This window comes from Vibrio albus, from assembly GCF_003144035.1.
In the GTDB taxonomy this organism is placed as follows: domain Bacteria; phylum Pseudomonadota; class Gammaproteobacteria; order Enterobacterales; family Vibrionaceae; genus Vibrio; species Vibrio albus.
Window position 1 is genome coordinate 29,391 of the sequence record NZ_QFWT01000010.1, and the last position, 18,109, is coordinate 47,499.

Consider the following 18,109-nt stretch of genomic DNA (forward strand, 5'->3'; position numbering starts at 1 on the left):
TCGATGTGGCTGAGATCCGGTACTATCAAATTTAATTATGCAGTCACTTTATCTGCTTCGGCTTCAACGACATCCAGTCTTTCACCGTAAACAGAACGCAGAGCCTTAGCGACCTGAAAGCGCGAGATAATACCGACCAGCTCACCATTATCTAAAACAGGAAGGCTGTGAGGCTTGTTGATTTTCATGCTTTTAGCTCGTTCTTCAACTGACAGGTTGTTCAGGCGGATAGCGATAGCCATATCGGTTACAGGATAAAGCTGCTCTTTATCGATACACAGGAACTCGGCAACATTAACCAGGCTGTCGTTCGCATCGATCGCGATTACATCACGGTTCATAAGGTCGACAACTTTCTGCCCTTCGGCAGGAAGGTAATCCTGACACCAAAGATCGACCATAATGTCATGCATAGAGAAGAAACCGACCAGGCGACCCTGAACATCCGTTACCGGGGCTCCCTGAAGATTTCGGTCAATAAGGGCATCCAGTGCAAGTGCGGTTGGCATATCAGCACGCAGAGAGAATGCTGGCTGGATCATCATGTCTTTAACCTGAATATTGGTGCTCATAGTTGTCTCCTTGTCTGACGATGTTGTAACAGTTTGTGTAATAGGGGCTGTGGAAGAAGTTTTAAGATGTGGGCGGCTGAAAATAGCCCAGTTAGCCAGGCCGACAAGAACCCCACCACCAACAATGTTTCCAAGAGTCACAGGAATCAGGTTGGCTGTAATAAAGTGAGAGACATTGAGATCGGCGTATTGAGCCGGGGTTGCACCGACAGCCTGCCAGAATGATTCCGGAGCCGTATTCTGGATAACGATACCCAGTGGAACCATAAACATGTTGGCGACACTGTGTTCAAAACCCGTGCTGACAAACATGGCAACGGGTAATATCACCATAAAGGCTTTTGCCAGAGCATTGCCGGTACTGAATGTTAACCAGATAGCCAGACAGACAAGTAGGTTACACAATACGCCAAGCGCAAAGGCCTGAGCCGTTGTATGGTGTAATTTATGCTGGGCTATATTCAACGCATTCAACCCCCACTCACCATGACCAGACTGGTATAAAGCCGCAACACTAACGATAAACACCATAAATGATGCACCGATAAAGTTACCGACATATACCTTACCCCATATTGTCAGCATTTTTTTGAAGCTGATTTCCCGGTTAGCATAGGCGATGCTGGTTAATACGGAACTGGTAAACAGTTCTGCGCCGCACAGAACGACCAGGATCAAGCCAAGACTAAATGCAAGACCACCGGCAAAATGGCTCAGGCCCCAGCTTTCAGAACCATTACCTGTTGTGACAGTAATGTAGAACAGGAAAGCGATCCCAATAAACATCCCTGCCATTATCGCCAGGCCGATAGTCATGCTGGTTGGCTTTTCAGCTTTATACCGTGCGTACTGTTCTGCCTCAGTCATCATCTCTTTTGGTGAGAAAAACTCCCGTGCTGCTATTGAGTTAGGCGCTGACATGGGGGCTCCTTATACTCGGTTTCATGATTAACTCCTTATTTTTCGATTTACTATTTCTACATAAAGCCATATGGTTCGAACTTTTTATGCATCAAGGTTCCCATCCGTATGCTTCGGATCCAGAATAAGCTGAGTTGTATGTAGAGGTAAATTTGATATTTTTTAAATTTCTTATCAGATAAATTGATATGTTTATTTGTATCAGTACAATGCCCTGATAATCACTTAGTTGAGTAATCAGGTTTATAAGGAGAGTTATGCGTTACTCTTTAAAGCAGTTAGCGGTATTTGATGCGGTAGCTGACCTGGGAAGTGTCAGCCAGGCAGCAGATAAGCTCGCACTTACCCAATCAGCCACTAGTATGTCGCTAGCGCAGCTGGAGAAGATGCTCGGCAGGCCTTTGTTTGAGCGGCAGGGAAAAAGAATGGCCTTAACCCACTGGGGAATGTGGCTTCGCCCTAAGGCAAAGAAATTATTACAGGATGCACAGCAGATCGAGCTGGGGTTTCTGGAGCAGCACCTATTAAGCGGAGAAATTCGTCTGGGGGCAAGCCAGACGCCGGCAGAACACCTCATTCCTGACTTAATCAGCATTATTGATAACGACTTTCCGGAGATACGTATCGAACTTGGGGTTCAGAGTACCAGTGGAGTTATCGATGGCGTACTGAATTACAAATATGACCTTGGTATTATTGAAGGGCGTATTGATGATAGCCGGATTGTTCAGGAAGAGTGGTGCCGGGATCATCTAACCGTTGTGGTCTCGGCCCATCATCCGTTTGCAAAGCGGGAGCGGGTGAGTCTTGCACAACTTGAGCAGGCAAAATGGGTGCTGCGAGAAATAGGCTCAGGAACCCGAAAAATTTTTGATAGTTCCATTCACCGTCTTATTCCGGACTTGGATGTCTGGCGTGAATATGAGCATGTCCCTGTGTTGCGAACTCTAGTGTCGAACGGTCCGTACCTGACCTGTCTCCCATATCTGGATGTTGAGAAATACATCGAAGACGGAAGGTTAGTCGCTTTGAACGTTCCTGAACTGGAGATGGAGCGAACCCTTTCCTTTATCTGGCGGGCAGACATGACAGAAAACCCTCTGGCCGATTGCATTAAGCGTGAAGGTTTGAGGATGATGAAAGGCAGACCAACCGTATTATAATTTCCATGTATTGAGTCATATATATCATCAATCAGTAATTCTGATGTAAGTTATATGAGCTTGATTGATTATGTTTTTAGGTGTTTCCGTTCGCCATTGTAATCACTCTTTTTAACGTCCAGCGGAGCAGAAGGGGGACGGAATCAACCCCGTGTTCTTCACAATAAGAAACGATAGCCAGAGCCAGATCTGGCTTGGCGTTTTTTTTCAACGCTCTGGCAATGACTTTCTTAGCCGGAATACTATGGTCATAAGGAATTTTGACCAGATCTTTGAAAAACTTTTCAAACCCATTAGCGTACAAAAAGTGCTCTATGTCTCTTTCCGGTAATTCGGTTAATCGGTGTTTTTCCTGATCGTGGTCGAGTTGAGTTCGCGCTGAGTGAGCGTATTTTTTCCCTGCGGCGTCACCATCGGTCACGACATGCCAGTCTATATCAAAGGCTTTAGCCACTTTTATCAGAGATTTTAGACCAGACTGGGCAAACTCGATGATCTGTACGCCTTCTGCTGCCAGGTTGTAACCACATAACTTAGCCAATTCATTAAATAGCCAAACTTCCGTTTCTCCTTCGACCAACAGCCAGCAGCGGGCGAATAAAGCTCCGGAACGGTGAAAGCGAATATGAAAACCGATACGACGTAACTCATCTTTACTCAGTTTCTTGGGGCCTATGCTTTTAGCTACGGTTCTTTCCGACTGACGTATCAGACGCCGGATAGAGTGAAGGGGGACAGAACCAAGCAAATCCGCACTGTTTGTGGTCAGAAGTTTTTGCATCGGCACCATCTGCAGCAGGTTCCAGGCCCGGGCAAGGTGGGTCGGGTGCAGCCTGCCTTCCGGATCTTCGATTATCAGCAATGGTCGGGCACAGCGTCTTAGTTCGGTATCACCTTTGCCCTGAAGGTATGAATTAACCAGCCTTAACAGTAACAGGCGGGTTTGCCGGTTCTTAGTTTCCCGTATGTATTCCAGCAATGTAGTTGAGTTTGCAGAATGTGTGTCTACCAATAGACTGTCTCGGGGTGTTCGGGGGTTAGGCCTTTTTCGATCCTGAAAAGAGAAGTAGTGCTCAACCAGTGTTTGCATAGATTTCAGGCTGCTTTTCATTTCACCTTTATTAACGTGTCCGGGCATAGAAAGCAGACGGCGAGTGGTATTCTGAATTCGCCGTTCGATCCTGGCATTTTTAGGCTTATCGCCATTATAACTATGAGGCCGGTAAAAACGTCTTGAATCCCGAACCCTGATAACCGGATGTAAGCCCATCAACTCTTGCGCTAGCTTAAAGGAGTGATGTAAAGGGAGTTGTTTACCACTGGTATTCAGAAACAGGTATTCGGTAGATACTTTATACATGTCACGTGTTGCACTGAGGCAGTAGATTATCTGTTTTTTTCCTTTGTCATTTTCAACCCAGACAGGACGTAGTTTTCTGTATCGACCAGAGTGCTCTTCTCCTTGATAGCTTGGGGAAAATGTTAGAATAATCTGCAGGTGCTGAGTCTGGGGGTGAGATATAGCGTAATCAACGTGAAAATCTTGCATTTCGAACTGATAAGGAATACCCTCGGCAGGTAGTGCAACAGATAGCGCATCTAGCAGAGAAGATTTACCCCAGGTATTTTCCCCGATCAACGTGGTGACCGCATCGAAGGTAAGTGACAGTCTTTTGATACCGCGAAAGCCTAAAATTTCAATACGTTCTAACTGCATATATTGGCTCCTTGCAGGGTGTGATGAGAAGACAACACGCCCTAGTTACAAGCATATATCAAAAAGTTATTTGTGGTTAAACTCAGGTCACAAATTGATTTCAGGTTTCGTTCATTCAGTGAGCAACCAGGCTGACACGGTGATGTTCATCACAGCGTCATAAACCACGTATTACCATGGGGCAGAAAAGAGAACGATAAAGACAAGAGAAAAAGAGAGCTTATGAAAACAATAAATAAGCCGGTTAAAATTACACTGGCACACATTAATGACACCCATTCCTATTTTGAACCTCAGTCGTTGCAGCTTACGCTGAACATTGAGGGGCAGAAGTTAACTCCTTATGTCAGCAACGGTGGTTTTGCCCGTATTGCGACCCGGGCCCAACACCTGAAACAACAGGCTATTGAGAATGGTCGTGATTTTTTATTTCTGCATGCCGGAGACTGCTTTCAGGGGACGTTGTATTTTTCGCTGTTTAAAGGGAAGGCGAATGCCGATTTACTGAATGCGTTAAATATCGATGCCATGGCCTTAGGTAACCATGAACTCGATATGGGGAATGAACCTGTCGCCCATTTTCTGGATAGAATACAGTTTCCGTTACTGGCCGGAAACTGGGATTTGTCACAGGAAAGAGAGGATAAAGAAAACACGTTAGGTGATAAGAAAAATTTATATGGCTATCAAGCCAAAAGTGGAACCGCTCGTTGCCTGATCAGAGAAGTGTCGGGAGAGCGCATTGCTATCTTCGGGTTATCTCTTGAGAATATGGCGTCTATTGCAAACCCTGATCCTGACACTCCTTTTGTCAGTGTTGTTGAAACGGCCATCAAAACCGTTGAAAAATTACATAGTGAAGGCATAAACAAAATTATTCTGCTTAGCCACCTTGGTTACGATATGGACATAAGGCTGGCTGAGCAAGTCAGCGGTATCAGCCTGATCGTTGGCGGGCACACTCATACGCTAATGGGCGATTTCTCTTCTCTGGGGCTGGGGAGAGAAGACGAATATGGTATCAGAATAAATGATACCTATATTGTACAGTCGGGAAGTCAGGCTCAGGCTTTGGGGCACTGCCATATTAATTTTGCAGAAGACGGCTCAATTACCGAATTTTCTGGTAAAAATGAGCTGCTTATCGGGCGTCGGGTATTTATGGATGCATCGCTGGCTACTTCAGGTCGTGATGAGGTCTATGAAAAGGCGAAAAATTGCCTGCATAACCATTCTCAGGTAGTGGTATGTAGAAAATCGCCTGAAGTACAACATGTGCTGCAAAACAAATATCAGCCGCAAGTGAGAGAGCTTCAGCAAACTGTGATTGGGCAGGTAGGCGAAACGTTCCGTCATGTGAGAATTCCGGATGCGCACGGACCCAGTGATATCGCCCCAATGGTAGCAGAATCCTTCGTGCATATGATGAATAAGAATGACTTTAGTGTTGATTTTGCTATCCATAATGCAGGAGGGGTAAGAACATCCCTTTATCCGGGGAATATCTCGGTGGCAGATATTGCCGGAAACCTATTGCCCTTTGCCATCCCTGTAGGTGTTTACAAGATCAAAGGGAAACATATTGTCGAGGCTTTGGAAGGTGCCATTAATAATGCCACAAATAATGGCGTAATAGGGACGGGGGCCGGTAGTTACCCTTATACCTACAATCTGGATTTTTCTTATTATGCAGAGAAGCCATTGGGACAAAGGATTGCTGACCTTGCCATTTATCAGGAGGAAAAAGGATGGCAACCTATTGATCCTGAATCTTTTTATCTGGGAGCGTCATCAGCGTACACCATGAAAGGTAAAGAGGGGTACGATGGGCTTCTGAATATGGAAAAGCAGGGCAAAGTGACCCGATTTTCGATGGCGGATTGTTTTATTGACTTTATTACTGACTATCCGGAAAGGTTGGCTGAAAATGAGAATTCCGTACCACAACTAGGTTAAAATTGGCATATCCTTTGCTGGTTCTGTAGAGAAACTAAAACAAGGCTAAAGTTTCATCACCGTTTGCCGATATCAAGCTTAACGTCAGAGACGGTGTAAACTATATCAGCTCATGCTTAGCAGACTATGGAGGATGGTATGTGGAGTAAGGATTTACAGGATACAGCGGTGGTGCTGGCCTGGATTATTGCCTGGTCTGCTCTGGTTTATTTTGTCCCGTTGACCGGAGTATGAAGATGAAAGAGGAGCTTAGGCTCCTTTTTTGATCCCGAAAAGATGGCTATGGGCATCTATTCTTATCGGAATTCACATTAATAAAAATAACTTAAATTTGATCTTATTCTCAAACTTTCGCGTCTCTTCCATAGCGGCATGTCTGAATAATATTCAATTTATATTCAGGATAGGATATTTAATTAAATAATATTTAATAATAAATGCTATCTTTAAAAAATATTCTAATAGAATGTAGGATTCTCCAGATTAAATCATTGACCCTGTTTTGGATTAGAAAAACTAATCAATAAAAAGAATATTTGTCATTTTTCTACCTTATAAAATTATCTTAGACTTCAGCTAACCTTCTTTACAGGAAGAACGGTTGGCAATCTAATAACAATGGCAGAGGTTTTTATGGCCCAGGTAATACACGCAAACGGAATGTCAGTATCCGCCTCTACGGATAAACGAACCTATTCGGTAAATATCAAAGGATTGATTGCCCACTTTCTGGATGTGCTTTTTGTGCCGGACGCACCTGAAAAGCATTATTATTCAAACGATCTTTCTTCTCATCTTCAGCAGGACATCGGTTTAACCCGGTAGAGCTATTCTGACTGAGATGATGAAGAACAAAAGGCGCGTGAATACCGCGTCTTTGTTGTTTATTAGGGTGTCTTGCTACAGTTCGCGCTTGGTACTCTTTTTGTGCTGCGAATACAAATAGGCAAAATATACGAAAACACATAATGTGATATACAGCACCACTGACCCCAGACTGGTTGTGGTGAAATAACTAATAACTGAGTTAATAACAAAAGCGAATGCTACAGCAAGTAATGCACACAACGCCGCAATAATGATCCTCTTTATCAGAGTATTCATGCCGTCACCGTCTACTGATAATCTAATAAATAGTTTTAGCAGACACAGCGTGATAAAGCCAATCATGTTGTTGCTTATCTATTCTGATTTTTATAGTTTTGGTGTGGTGACGCTGTCACATTTGTGGGGGTATGTATTCAAATAACGAGTTTTTCCTTCATAAAGACAAATCAAATTTAGTTTGTGCCTACTGTTAAATGGAATCAGCTCACGTTTGACGAAAAAGGGTAACATGATTGCTATGATATGTGTGTACGTGAGTATTTTAAGTGATTAAAGTGTGGTCTGGTTGTGAGAGGGGCTAAGAATAAAATTTCGTGCGCACATAAAAAGGTTGTCATGAGGACAAGCAAAAAGGAGAACGGAAATGAACCAACATGAAAAGCTCAATTATGTAGAGTTTGGAGCCAAGGATCTGGAATCAACGAAATCATTCTTCTCTTCAGTTTTTGGCTGGGAGTTTGTGGATTATGGTCCTGAGTACACTGCATTTTCAAACCAAGGTTTGGATGGTGGTTTCTTTAAAGCAGAAACTTGTAACCAAACCAGTACTGGTGGCGCGCTTCTGGTGTTTTATAGCTCAGATATAGAAGCGACCTTAAACAAAGTTGTTCAAAATGGCGGTAAAATTGTTCGTCCCATCTTTGAGTTTCCCGGTGGTTGCCGTTTTCACTTTGTTGAACCAAGCGGAAATGAGTTTGCAGTTTGGTCTGAAAAATAGAGCAGAAAGGTCGGGTGTGTACTCAATAGTGATGTACATTGACTGGCCTGTTTTGATGGTGGTTACGTCGTCACCTTTCTTAAGCTCAACCCTGTTCACATCACGAGATTTTTCCTCGTCGTCATCCATGCCGATAGCAGCCCAGTTAGCCACGTCTTCTTCCAGATACATCATAAAACAAAACAGTGTGTCCTATACTTTAGCCATGTTAGGTTGGTATTGGTTACTATATCCAAAAAATGTTTAGAGTATGAAATTGAAAAAACTATCATTTATAATGAAGCCCGGCAAATAACCGGGCTTATTGGTATACAGTTAGCTGTAATTATTAAGCTACCATTTCTTTAGGAAGTTCCTTAACATTTTCAGGCATGTCCATGTTTTCTGCTTCCCAGGTATCCAGCTTAGCCTGCATGTTAATCCAGAAAGCAACGCCTGTTCCGGTTGATTCAGCTAAACGTCTTGCCATAGCGTGAGAACATTTAGCTTTTCCGTTAACAAACTCACTCATGGTTTTTCTGGTAACCCCCAAGTACTCAGCAGCTTGAGTGATAGATATGCCTCTCTCATCAAGTATGGTGTATTTGAAATATACGCCGGGATGAGATGGTCTCCTTAACATTTTCATATATATAAGCTCCAAGCTTTATAGCAATGCAGCATTTGATTACTTTTTGGCTTTAATCTGCTTGCCGTGGTAATCCAAGTAGTCCAATAAGATGGCTCCGTCATCACAAATCTCGAATGTGATACGCCAGTTGCCATTAACCTCAATACTGTAAACACCGTCTCCAGAGCCTTTCTTCTCTGCAAACTTGTTACCGTATAATGCTTTTAAGTCTACCGGGTGGTGGGATGCATCTATAGCATCCAAGATAAACCCTATTTTTACAACATGGTTAGGGTTCAGACCGGATTTGTCATCTTTATAGTAGAACTTCTTTAGTCCTTTATGAGTGAAACTTTTGATAGCCACATAGGCCTCCGGGAGTATACGTTATTGAATTTAATCTTATTCATGCTCTCTCCTGTGGTTTCCTTCATCTTTGCTTTTTCAAGCAATAGTAGTGATCAGCTACTGAAATAAATGTAACGCGCAACGTGTCAGGTGTCAATAGGTTATATGACATAAACTTTTACATGTGTATTTATACAATATGGGCGCTGGTAGCTTTCTAATTAACTTAATACATACAGGCAGCAGGCATTCTGGTCAATTTTTTGAACTGTAGATCAGTGATTCCCTTAGCCTTGAACCCGCTTTTTGTTACATCTATTAAATCAAAAGTAAGTACGTCATAGGCTTTGCTACCGTTGATAATTCCGAACACCATGCTAGTAAAAATAACTCTTCTAACATAGTGAGTTTGGTATCACACCAGGTTAATAACCTTTAGTGTCTTAAACATGAGAATAACAGGATCGAGACTCGATCTATTTGAGGTGGCTAGGTGAAGCCGAAGGAGGATGAAAACAGGGTAAGTCTAGGTCTGATTTTGGCGTGTTTTTGCGCCCAAAAAACTACTGATCAAACTACTGTATTCCTCCACAATTCCTCCACAATTAATCCACGCCCCCTGTTTTTTAGCCAAAAAACGGCATGAAAAAAGGCGCTAAACCAGCGCCTTTTTGACTTTCAATATTAGCTCAATCGGCTAATTATTTTTTACGAGTGTACTCAGCAATGATGTACATTGACTGGCCGTTCGCTTTACCTGAAACCAGTTTAGGATCGTCAGCAAGGCTAATGCCACGAACGACTGTGCCTTGTTTGATAACCTGAGAAGAACCTTTGATTGGCAGGTCTTTGATGATGGTTACGTCGTCACCTTTCTTAAGCTCAACGCCGTTCACGTCTCGAGGTTTTTCCTCGTCATCGTCCATGCCGATAGCAGCCCAGTTAGCTACGTCTTCTTCCAGATACATCATGTCCAGCAGATCCATTGCCCAGCCTTCTTTCTCAGACAGACGCTTAAGCTGACGCCATGCCAGAACTTGTACTGGTGGTACCTGGCTCCACATGCTGTCATTCAGGCAGCGCCAGTGGTTGGCATCCATTGTCTCAGGATCTTCAATTTGGCTTTTGCAGGTGTCACATAGCATTGCTGCGTGATCAACCGTTACCTGAGTGTGTGGCGCAACCACAAAAGGGGAAAGCTCAGTTTCCGCACCACAAAGTTCACATTTAGAGCCACAACGCTCAAGCATAGTTGCTTCAGTTGCCATTAGAAATTACCTTAGTTAAGTGTGTCTTGGCGTGTATTATCCACTTTCTTCTCAATTATAAAAGGGGTAATTGATTTATTGCTGAGTTCTTATGCAGAAAGAATGGGGTTATAAGTAGATTATAATAAGATTAGTGGTTGGTTTTCATGATGTATTGAATGTTTAAATCGCTTAGACTGGCAGAAAAGAATTAAGAACAAAAGAAGATAAAAAATGGCAATCTGGAAAAAAGACATCAGCTTGGAGAAGCTTAATGCAACCTCAAAGAATACACTGATAGAGCACCTCAGTATTGTTTATACCGAGTTCACGGATGATGCTTTGTCTGCCACTATGCCTGTCTGTAGTATCACGCACCAGCCTCTTGGGATGTTGCATGGTGGAGCCTCTGTAGTTTTGGCTGAAACTCTGGGTTCTGTAGCTGCAAACTTTTGTGTCGACAAAGAGCATTACTGCGTTGGGCTGGATATTAACGCTAATCATTTGCGTGCCATGCGAAAAGGGACGGTGACAGGAACGGCTTCACCGATACACCTGGGAGCAACCACGCAAGTATGGCAAATCAATATTACTGATGAGCGTGAACGTTTGGTATGTTCCAGCCGTTTGACGATTGCAGTAATGAAGAAGAAGCGGGAAAAATAGTGGTTGTTGAATGTTCCTGGGGGAAAATTATTGTGACGCCTTTTGAACTGGTGGTGCGTATGGAAGGAGCACACCGGGTTACTATGCAGGCGACAACCGATGCTGTGCAGTTGATTGGTCAGGGAGTGAATGTCATTTCTGTCAATGGTTCGGAATGCAAGTGGTCGGTCAAATTGGATAGTGAGGAGCAATTAAGGCAGATAGCTTCTGAAATGGGCTGCGACTTTTAACGTGTGAACATAGATTCTTATGCTAAAATGGGAAAATATTTGTTACGTATTATCAGGTGAGTTTTCCCCTTTATGAGCAGTCCGCGACTTCGAATTCAGTTTGAAACCCTTTTTGAGCATTTCCATGGTAAAGATACCGACACTCGCCTGGAAGATATTACTGAAGTACTGTGTTGTACGCGCCGAAACGCAAGGATAGTACTGAATAAACTGTCGGAAGAAGGATGGATTGAATGGCATCCGGCGGCTGGTCGGGGAAACCTATCCCAACTTATTTTTAAGCGAAATCAGCAGGATGTCAGTGAAAATCTGGCTCGGAGATATCTGGAAGAAGGGCGCATCGGTCAGGCATTAAATGTGTTTAACCGTGATGTGAATAAACTGACCCAGGTTATACAGAGCTACCTAGGTGTTCAGCATGTTGAAGGTCAGCAGGTGGTTCGTTTGCCCTATTACCGCCCACTGTCTATGTTGAACCCTAGAAAACCACACCGCCGTTCTGAACAGAATATCATTAGCCAGATTTTTAGTGGCCTTACCCGATTAGACGAAAATGAACTGCTGCAGCCGGATCTGGCTCACACCTGGGAGGCTATTAGCGCCACGCACTGGCGCTTTTATCTGCGTAATGGCATTCGCTTTCATAATGGTAATTTATTGCAGACCCAGCATGTTCTCGACAGTATCGCTGCTCTGAAAGATATCAGAACGTTTGAACATATTGATCAGGTTACATCGCCAAAGCCCTGTGTGGTGGATGTGACCCTAAGCCAGCCAGACTGGCATTTTCCTCTTCTGTTGAGTGAGGCGGCAGCAAAGATCCTTCCTCCGGAGCGGTGGCGAGGTGAAGACTTTGATTTACAACCAATAGGTACTGGCCCGTACCGCGTTATTCTTAATAATGATAAGCGACTTGTACTGGAGGCGAATGACAACTATTTTGGGTTCCGTCCTCTGCTTGATAAAGTTGAGGTATGGGTAATTGATGAAGCATATTCCGGAATGGTTTTTCCGAGCCTGTCGAACCCGATAATGTCTGAACGCAGAAGCCATGATGAAGTAAAACTCGATCCTGGTTGTACTTATCTTCTGCTGAACCGTAAAAGTGGGCTTGTCCGCAACCCGGAATGGGCTGAATATCTGAGCGCTGCACTCAGTAGCCTCAACCTGTATAAAACCTTGCCGGAAGATCAAATCGTAGAGTTGGGGCTTTTACCTGCACATGGTCTGAAGCCAGGGTGGCACCATTCATTGCCCGCCCGTCAACCAGAGGTTCCGAAAGGGAAAGCGGAACTGACTATTGCTTATCATGCCCATCATCCAACCTTTCCGGTGATGGCTAAATCCATTGAGACTGTGTTGAATAGGGACGGTATTAAAGTACATTTTGTAAAATATGAACACTCGATAGAGGAGCCTGATCAGGTTGATATCTGGATAAAACCAATGGGAATCGGCTCGTACCGTGAAGAAGCATTTGTTGGCTGGTTGCTTGGCTATAGCGATATCGCGTTAATGAGTGAGGAAGATAGTTTTCGACAATGGGCTGATTTTGTTAAACGCTGGCGTTCAGTAAAAGATGACCCATTTCCAGGCCGGGAATTGGGTAAAAGCCTGGTGGAAAGCCATCAGATTATTCCAATGTTTCATTGTTGGCTGGGTGTCAGTAAAGATCACTGTGGTGCATTGCAGAATGCAAAATGCAATGCATTAGGCTGGTTTGATTTTAGTCAGGTCTGGCTAAAACCTACGATTGACTAAGGCGTGTTGACATTGAAACGTCAACACATCCTAAAGCGGGTAAAAAAATGACGCCAGTAGAATAAGCGTCATTTTTGCTAATCATGAATTATTAATCCGAGGACTCTTCATTTTCTTTGATAAACTGCTTAATAAAGCGTCTCACTTCCCGGGCTGCGGAAGTGTCCATATCATCACATAAAGAGGTAAATCGATCTCTTTGCTCCCGGTTAATCCGAATGATTAACTGGCTGTCTTTTTTGTTAGCGTCACTTTTCTTTTTGGAGTTTGAGTCCGTCACAGTGCAAAATTTCATCTGGTATATACAATGGCTATATGTTTTAGTGGAATGTACTCAAGGAGTCAAGAAGAACTGTAAAAAAAACGGAAGTATTCAGCATATGAATTATGTGCGCAAACGCTTATACCTCATGTCAATTTATTGATTGCGGCCGGTAAGCTTGCTAGATTTTCGGCAACATAAGTAATTCATAGTGACTGCAATGGAAGACAGAAGCCAGACCCCAATTCTTGTTATTGATGATGAGATGGATATAAGAGAATTGATTGCGGATGTACTCGAGCAAGCCGGATATCCTTGTGTCGCGGTTGCGGACGGTAAAAGTGCCCGGTCAGAAATGGAAAACACAGCGTTCAGCCTCCTTATTATTGACCTGCGCCTGAAAGGGGAAGATGGCTTAGAACTCGCGCGTAGGATCCGGGCGAACAGTACCGTGCCTATTTTAATGTTAACGGGAAAGGGGACAGAGTCAGACCGTATTATCAGCCTGGAACTGGCTGCGGATGACTTCCTGATGAAGCCGTTTAATATCCGGGAATTGATTGCCCGGGTGAATGCCCTGTTACGACGCTCTTCTATGTTAAACCAACACCATCAGTCTCATGTTACGGAGCAGTATGAATGCCTGAAGTTTGGGGATTGGGTTCTGAATCTGACCACGCGGCAACTGGAGTCATCTTCCGGTGAATCGGTAGCGCTGACCTTTGGTGAGTTTACTTTGCTGGAGGTGCTGGCGAAACATCCGAAGAGAGTGATGTCTCGGGAGCAATTATTAACAGGGCTAAGAGGTGTTGAGTCGGAAGTTTTCGATCGTACTGTTGATGTGCTTATTTCCCGCCTTCGTAATAAACTGGAGATCAACCCGAGAAGTCCGCGTTATATACGTACAGAAAGAGGTGTCGGCTACAGCTTCTCCGAACCTGTGTCGCATCTGATGTGATCAATCACTCAATTTATTTATTAATCCAGAAAAATCCCGCCTTCGTTAATACTTCATTAACAATTGAGATAGTCCATTAATACTCGTTTTCTAGAGTAGTTTCATACAAACGGTGAATGAAGGTTCACCGGCCATCAACTCAGTTTGGTAAAACAATAATGGACATCTCAATGGAACAACAAGGCAATGTAACCCCGATTCAGCCCGCGGTGTTACAGATGAAAAATGTGTCTAAGACCTTTCCTGGGGTTAAGGCACTGCAAAATGTCGAGCTGACTGTATACCCGCATGAGGTTCACTCATTGATGGGCGAAAACGGAGCAGGCAAATCCACTCTGATGAAAATCCTTTCCGGTGCTTATTCTGCAGATAAGGGAAGCCAGATTTATGTTAATGGTAAGCTGGCGAATATTACGGACCCACTATCGGCTAAGAAGCAGGGTATTGCGGTTATCTATCAGGAACTTTCTTTATCTCCTAACCTGACGATTGCAGAGAACATCTTTCTGGGAAGTGAAATCTCTATGAATGGGATTGCTGACCGTCGGACAATGGTCGAGGAGTCACAGAAAACGCTGGATCGCTTGGGTGTCACTTTTTCTCCGTCTACTCTGGTCTCTGCACTTTCTATTGCGGAACAGCAGATGATCGAAATTGCGCGTGCTGTTCACTCTGATGCAAAAATTTTAGTGATGGATGAACCTACGACAGCGCTGTCTACCCGGGAAACGAATCATCTGTTTGAACTGATTCACAGACTCAGAGAAGAAGGGTTGGCGATCATCTATATTTCTCACCGTATGTCTGAAATATACGAACTCTCCGACCGGTGTTCTGTGTTGCGTGACGGGTGTTACGTCGGGACACTCAACCGGGATGAGCTTTCGTCAGAAGCTCTGGTGAAGATGATGGTCGGGCGCGATATTTCCGGTTTCTATAAAAAAGATACCGACACCGTGTGTCATCGAGGGGAAAAGTTGCTGGAAGTGAAAAATCTGACCGATGAGAATGGTGTGCTTAAGCCCGCGTCATTCAGTCTCTACAAAGGGGAAGTCTTAGCGCTTGCCGGCCTGGTGGGATCTGGTCGCTCAGAGCTGGCCCGATTGATCTTTGGGGCGGATAAAAAACAGAGTGGTGATGTTTATCTGAAAGGTCATAAGGTCAATATAGACAGCCCTAAAAAAGCGATTGATAAAGGCATCCTTTATTTAACAGAGGATCGTAAATCTCAGGGATTGTTCCTAGATATGGATGTGTGCAACAACGTCAATTTGCTTGCCTTCTCGAAAGATTGCTCTCCATCCAAATTACTGGATCTTCAGAAAAGAGATAAACGAGCAGAACAGTCGATTAAATCTCTAAACATACGGGTTCCGCACTCAAAAGTCTCGGTTGGCTCCCTGTCTGGCGGAAATCAGCAAAAAGTACTGTTATCGCGACTGCTCGAAGTCTCTCCTAAGGTACTGATTCTTGATGAACCCACCCGGGGCGTCGATATCGGTGCAAAATCCGAAATCTACAAGATCATTAATGATTTAGTTAAGCAGGGAGTGGGTGTGCTGGTGATTTCCAGTGAACTCCCGGAAGTGATTGGCATTGCTGATCGGGTTTTGGTTATGCATGAAGGCAAGATAGCCGGAGAGCTGGAACACAATAGCGAAGACGAATTAAATCAGAACAACATTATGAAGCTGGCGGCGGGTGCGTAAGCGGCCTTTACGGATGAAATATATTCAGAGAGAAACGTTATGAATACAACAACAAAAGCGGTTGATACGGCTCCTGTCGAACAGCCAAAGATTTCCCTTCAGTCTATGCTCAGATCGGTAGGTATGCTTCCGGTACTTGTGGTGTTATGTATCGGATTCGAAGTAATGAGCGGACGGTTCATGTCACTGGATAACTTGTCTATCGTCGCTCAGCAGGCGTCAATCAATACCGTACTGGCTGCAGGTATGACCTTTGTTATCCTAACCGGCGGTATTGACCTGTCTGTTGGTTCCATACTTGCGGCGGCGGCAATGATCGCGGTGATCGTCTCCAAATTCCCGGCGATAGGGATGATGGGGCTTCCGGCTGCGATGTTAGTCGGGACCATATTTGGTCTGATAAACGGCGGATTGATTGCGTTTCTGCGACTTCCTCCGTTTATCGTGACGCTAGGTGGGTTAACCGCCATTCGGGGTATTGCCCGTTTAATGGGGAATGACACCACGGTCTTTAACCCAGAGATGCCATTCGACTTTATCGGTAATGGATCGCTGTTCGGCGTACCCTGGCTGGTGATTATTGCGGCTATTGTGATCGTTGCTTCCTGGTTTATCCTGCGTCGCACGGTATTGGGTATACATATTTACTCAGTCGGTGGTAACGAAAGTGCCGCTCGTCTTTCCGGTATTAAAGTCGCAGGTATCCTTTTGTTTGTGTATGGCGTGTCTGGTTTCCTTTCCGGGCTTGGTGGCGCAATGTCTGCTGCACGGCTATACGCAGCAAATGGTACTCAGTTAGGTGTGGCGTATGAGCTTGATGCGATTGCGGCCGTTATTTTGGGTGGAACCAGTTTTGTCGGAGGCATTGGGACCATTTGGGGAACTCTGATTGGTGCTTTGATTATTGCGGTCTTGACCAATGGCCTGATTTTGACTGGTGTGCCAGATGTATGGCAGTACATTATCAAAGGCCTGATTATCATTGGTGCGGTTGCTCTGGACCGTTACCGCCTGCAAGGTAATGCGAGAACCTGATACTGACAGAACAGTATTATCCACAATCATTATTATCTATAACTGGCAGCTTAAATCTGGTATCAGATAAATCGGAATGGCTGCCGTATAAACCACGTGAAACAAAACAACAATACATGGAGTACATCATGAAACCATTTAAAACTCTGGCACTGGCAGCAGCTGTTATGGCGGGAATGAGTTCAACGGCGCAATCAGCAGAGCTCAATAAAATTGGTATTTCTCTGGGTTCTATGGGTAACCCGTTCTTTGTTGCTCTGGCAAACGGTGCAGAGGCTAAAGCAAAGCAAATTAATCCAGACGTTGAAGTACTATCTATGGGTTACGATTACGATTTGGGTAAACAGTTTAACCAGATTGATAACTTTATTGCCGCGGGCGTGGACATGATCCTGCTTAACCCAGGTGACCCGAATGCGATTGAGCCTGCGATTAAGCGTGCACAAAAAGCGGGTATTGTGGTGGTATCTGTTGATACAGCAGCGAAAGGCTCAGATGCCACAGTGACAACGGACAATGTCAGTGCAGGTGCGGTAGCTTGTGAATATATCGTCGAGAAACTGGGCGGTAAAGGTAATGTGATTATCCAGAACGGACCTCAGGTATCAGCTGTTATCGATAGGGTGACAGGTTGTAAACAAGAGCTGTCTAAAGCACCGGATATTAAGATTCTTTCGGATGATCAGGATGGTAAAGGCTCTCGTGATGGTGGTATGTCCGTGATGCTTGGTCACCTGACCCGTTACCCGCAAATCGATGCTGTGTTTGCCATCAACGACCCTCAGGCGATTGGTACTAACCTAGCGGCAAAACAGCTGAAACGAAACGATATTATTATTACTTCCGTTGATGGCGCACCGGATATTGTTGCTGCACTGAAAGATAAATCAAGCCCTATGATTCAGGCTTCTGGTAGTCAGAATCCATATCATATGGCAGAAGAAGCGGTTTCAGTTGGTTATAAGATTCTGTCAGGTACTAAGCCAGAGAAAACCGTAACGCTGCTTCCTTCTAAGTTGGTAGATCGTAGCAATGTTGATCAATATGTCGGTTGGGATGCTGTCCGATAAGCTAGTGATAAAAACAACATCAGTTGGTGAATCATTACTCTAAGTGATGCTAACTTTAA

General features: G+C 44.3%; 18 protein-coding genes and 1 pseudogene. 11 read left to right on the forward strand and 8 right to left on the reverse strand.

What is annotated here, in order from left to right; translation table 11 throughout:
• Positions 1–35 precede the first annotated feature (35 nt).
• Positions 36–1,493 (reverse strand): formate transporter FocA, encoded by a 1,458-nt coding sequence (gene focA, locus DI392_RS16030; protein WP_109320712.1) that lies wholly within the window; start codon positions 1,491–1,493, stop codon positions 36–38.
• Between the two features lie 257 nt (positions 1,494–1,750).
• Here focA and DI392_RS16035 point away from each other — a divergent pair, with 257 nt between their 5' ends.
• Complete coding sequence (locus tag DI392_RS16035) at positions 1,751–2,656, forward strand: LysR substrate-binding domain-containing protein (RefSeq protein WP_109320713.1); 906 nt, start codon at positions 1,751–1,753, stop codon at positions 2,654–2,656.
• A gap of 76 nt (positions 2,657–2,732) precedes the next feature.
• Here the strand turns inward: DI392_RS16035 and DI392_RS16040 are convergent, their stop codons facing one another.
• Positions 2,733–4,373 carry an ATP-dependent endonuclease gene (locus tag DI392_RS16040; protein ID WP_109320714.1) on the reverse strand — a complete coding sequence of 547 codons (1,641 nt, stop codon included), beginning with the start codon at positions 4,371–4,373 and terminating at the stop codon, positions 2,733–2,735.
• A 222-nt stretch (positions 4,374–4,595) separates the two neighbouring features.
• Here DI392_RS16040 and DI392_RS16045 point away from each other — a divergent pair, with 222 nt between their 5' ends.
• Both DI392_RS16045 and DI392_RS16050 read left to right on the forward strand, forming a co-directional pair.
• The gene (locus tag DI392_RS16045) at positions 4,596–6,329 is read left to right on the forward strand and encodes a bifunctional metallophosphatase/5'-nucleotidase (RefSeq protein WP_109320715.1); all 1,734 of its coding nucleotides are present in this window, start codon (positions 4,596–4,598) and stop codon (positions 6,327–6,329) included.
• Positions 6,330–6,962: 633 nt separating this feature from the next.
• Positions 6,963–7,154, forward strand: coding sequence for a hypothetical protein (locus DI392_RS16050; RefSeq protein WP_109320871.1), 192 nt, complete (start codon positions 6,963–6,965; stop codon positions 7,152–7,154).
• Between the two features lie 75 nt (positions 7,155–7,229).
• Here DI392_RS16050 and DI392_RS16055 read toward each other — a convergent pair whose 3' ends face one another.
• Entirely contained in the window at positions 7,230–7,433 is a 204-nt protein-coding gene (locus tag DI392_RS16055) for a hypothetical protein (RefSeq protein WP_146194541.1), read from the reverse strand.
• Positions 7,434–7,800: 367 nt separating this feature from the next.
• Between DI392_RS16055 and DI392_RS16060 the strand changes: the two genes are divergently transcribed.
• Positions 7,801–8,154: a VOC family protein gene (locus DI392_RS16060; RefSeq protein ID WP_109320717.1), complete on the forward strand. Its 354-nt coding sequence runs from the start codon at positions 7,801–7,803 to the stop codon at positions 8,152–8,154.
• A gap of 30 nt (positions 8,155–8,184) precedes the next feature.
• Here DI392_RS16060 and DI392_RS16065 read toward each other — a convergent pair.
• The 4 genes and pseudogenes from DI392_RS16065 to DI392_RS16080 form a co-directional block, all read right to left on the reverse strand.
• Positions 8,185–8,328: pseudogene (locus DI392_RS16065) on the reverse strand (alkylphosphonate utilization protein); the annotation flags it as partial.
• Positions 8,329–8,482: 154 nt separating this feature from the next.
• Positions 8,483–8,782, reverse strand: a complete 300-nt coding sequence (locus tag DI392_RS16070; RefSeq protein ID WP_109320718.1) for a HigA family addiction module antitoxin — start codon at positions 8,780–8,782, stop codon at positions 8,483–8,485.
• A gap of 39 nt (positions 8,783–8,821) precedes the next feature.
• Positions 8,822–9,130, reverse strand: a complete 309-nt coding sequence (locus tag DI392_RS16075; RefSeq protein ID WP_109320719.1) for a type II toxin-antitoxin system RelE/ParE family toxin — start codon at positions 9,128–9,130, stop codon at positions 8,822–8,824.
• A gap of 683 nt (positions 9,131–9,813) precedes the next feature.
• Positions 9,814–10,380 (reverse strand): PhnA domain-containing protein, encoded by a 567-nt coding sequence (locus DI392_RS16080; RefSeq protein WP_109320720.1) that lies wholly within the window; start codon positions 10,378–10,380, stop codon positions 9,814–9,816.
• A gap of 213 nt (positions 10,381–10,593) precedes the next feature.
• Between DI392_RS16080 and DI392_RS16085 the strand changes: the two genes are divergently transcribed.
• The 3 genes from DI392_RS16085 (at position 10,594) to DI392_RS16095 (ending at position 13,016) form a co-directional block, all read left to right on the forward strand.
• A complete protein-coding gene (locus tag DI392_RS16085) occupies positions 10,594–11,025 on the forward strand; it encodes a hotdog fold thioesterase (protein WP_109320721.1) in 432 nt (143 codons plus the stop codon).
• Entirely contained in the window at positions 11,025–11,255 is a 231-nt protein-coding gene (locus DI392_RS19815) for a DUF3389 domain-containing protein (protein ID WP_281259835.1), read from the forward strand. The genes DI392_RS16085 and DI392_RS19815 overlap by 1 nt, the downstream gene beginning before the upstream one ends.
• Positions 11,256–11,327: 72 nt before the next feature.
• Positions 11,328–13,016, forward strand: a complete 1,689-nt coding sequence (locus DI392_RS16095) for an SgrR family transcriptional regulator (protein ID WP_109320723.1) — start codon at positions 11,328–11,330, stop codon at positions 13,014–13,016.
• Between the two features lie 91 nt (positions 13,017–13,107).
• Here the strand turns inward: DI392_RS16095 and DI392_RS16100 are convergent, their stop codons facing one another.
• Positions 13,108–13,296 carry a hypothetical protein gene (locus DI392_RS16100; protein ID WP_245884110.1) on the reverse strand — a complete coding sequence of 63 codons (189 nt, stop codon included), beginning with the start codon at positions 13,294–13,296 and terminating at the stop codon, positions 13,108–13,110.
• Between the two features lie 202 nt (positions 13,297–13,498).
• Between DI392_RS16100 and DI392_RS16105 the strand changes: the two genes are divergently transcribed.
• The 4 genes from DI392_RS16105 to DI392_RS16120 all read left to right on the forward strand — a co-directional run bounded on the left by DI392_RS16105 (position 13,499) and on the right by DI392_RS16120 (position 18,050).
• Positions 13,499–14,236, forward strand: a complete 738-nt coding sequence (locus tag DI392_RS16105; RefSeq protein WP_109320725.1) for a response regulator — start codon at positions 13,499–13,501, stop codon at positions 14,234–14,236.
• Between the two features lie 158 nt (positions 14,237–14,394).
• Positions 14,395–15,945: a sugar ABC transporter ATP-binding protein gene (locus tag DI392_RS16110; RefSeq protein WP_109320726.1), complete on the forward strand. Its 1,551-nt coding sequence runs from the start codon at positions 14,395–14,397 to the stop codon at positions 15,943–15,945.
• Positions 15,946–15,984: 39 nt separating this feature from the next.
• The gene (locus tag DI392_RS16115; RefSeq protein ID WP_109320727.1) at positions 15,985–16,980 is read left to right on the forward strand and encodes an ABC transporter permease subunit; all 996 of its coding nucleotides are present in this window, start codon (positions 15,985–15,987) and stop codon (positions 16,978–16,980) included.
• A 128-nt stretch (positions 16,981–17,108) separates the two neighbouring features.
• Positions 17,109–18,050: an ABC transporter substrate-binding protein gene (locus DI392_RS16120; RefSeq protein ID WP_109320728.1), complete on the forward strand. Its 942-nt coding sequence runs from the start codon at positions 17,109–17,111 to the stop codon at positions 18,048–18,050.
• The last annotated feature ends 59 nt before the right edge of the window (positions 18,051–18,109 follow it).

Excerpts from the sequence above, each read along its gene's own strand:
- focA (WP_109320712.1), bottom strand. The coding sequence starts at position 1,493 with ATGTCAGCGCCTAACTCAATAGCAGCACGGGAGTTTTTCTCACCAAAA.
- DI392_RS16035 (WP_109320713.1), top strand. The coding sequence starts at position 1,751 with ATGCGTTACTCTTTAAAGCAGTTAGCGGTATTTGATGCGGTAGCTGAC.
- DI392_RS16040 (WP_109320714.1), bottom strand. The coding sequence starts at position 4,373 with ATGCAGTTAGAACGTATTGAAATTTTAGGCTTTCGCGGTATCAAAAGA.
- DI392_RS16045 (WP_109320715.1), top strand. The coding sequence starts at position 4,596 with ATGAAAACAATAAATAAGCCGGTTAAAATTACACTGGCACACATTAAT.
- DI392_RS16050 (WP_109320871.1), top strand. The coding sequence starts at position 6,963 with ATGGCCCAGGTAATACACGCAAACGGAATGTCAGTATCCGCCTCTACG.
- DI392_RS16055 (WP_146194541.1), bottom strand. The coding sequence starts at position 7,433 with ATGAATACTCTGATAAAGAGGATCATTATTGCGGCGTTGTGTGCATTA.
- DI392_RS16060 (WP_109320717.1), top strand. The coding sequence starts at position 7,801 with ATGAACCAACATGAAAAGCTCAATTATGTAGAGTTTGGAGCCAAGGAT.
- DI392_RS16070 (WP_109320718.1), bottom strand. The coding sequence starts at position 8,782 with ATGAAAATGTTAAGGAGACCATCTCATCCCGGCGTATATTTCAAATAC.
- DI392_RS16080 (WP_109320720.1), bottom strand. The coding sequence starts at position 10,380 with ATGGCAACTGAAGCAACTATGCTTGAGCGTTGTGGCTCTAAATGTGAA.
- DI392_RS16085 (WP_109320721.1), top strand. The coding sequence starts at position 10,594 with ATGGCAATCTGGAAAAAAGACATCAGCTTGGAGAAGCTTAATGCAACC.
- DI392_RS16095 (WP_109320723.1), top strand. The coding sequence starts at position 11,328 with ATGAGCAGTCCGCGACTTCGAATTCAGTTTGAAACCCTTTTTGAGCAT.
- DI392_RS16105 (WP_109320725.1), top strand. The coding sequence starts at position 13,499 with ATGGAAGACAGAAGCCAGACCCCAATTCTTGTTATTGATGATGAGATG.
- DI392_RS16110 (WP_109320726.1), top strand. The coding sequence starts at position 14,395 with ATGGACATCTCAATGGAACAACAAGGCAATGTAACCCCGATTCAGCCC.
- DI392_RS16115 (WP_109320727.1), top strand. The coding sequence starts at position 15,985 with ATGAATACAACAACAAAAGCGGTTGATACGGCTCCTGTCGAACAGCCA.
- DI392_RS16120 (WP_109320728.1), top strand. The coding sequence starts at position 17,109 with ATGAAACCATTTAAAACTCTGGCACTGGCAGCAGCTGTTATGGCGGGA.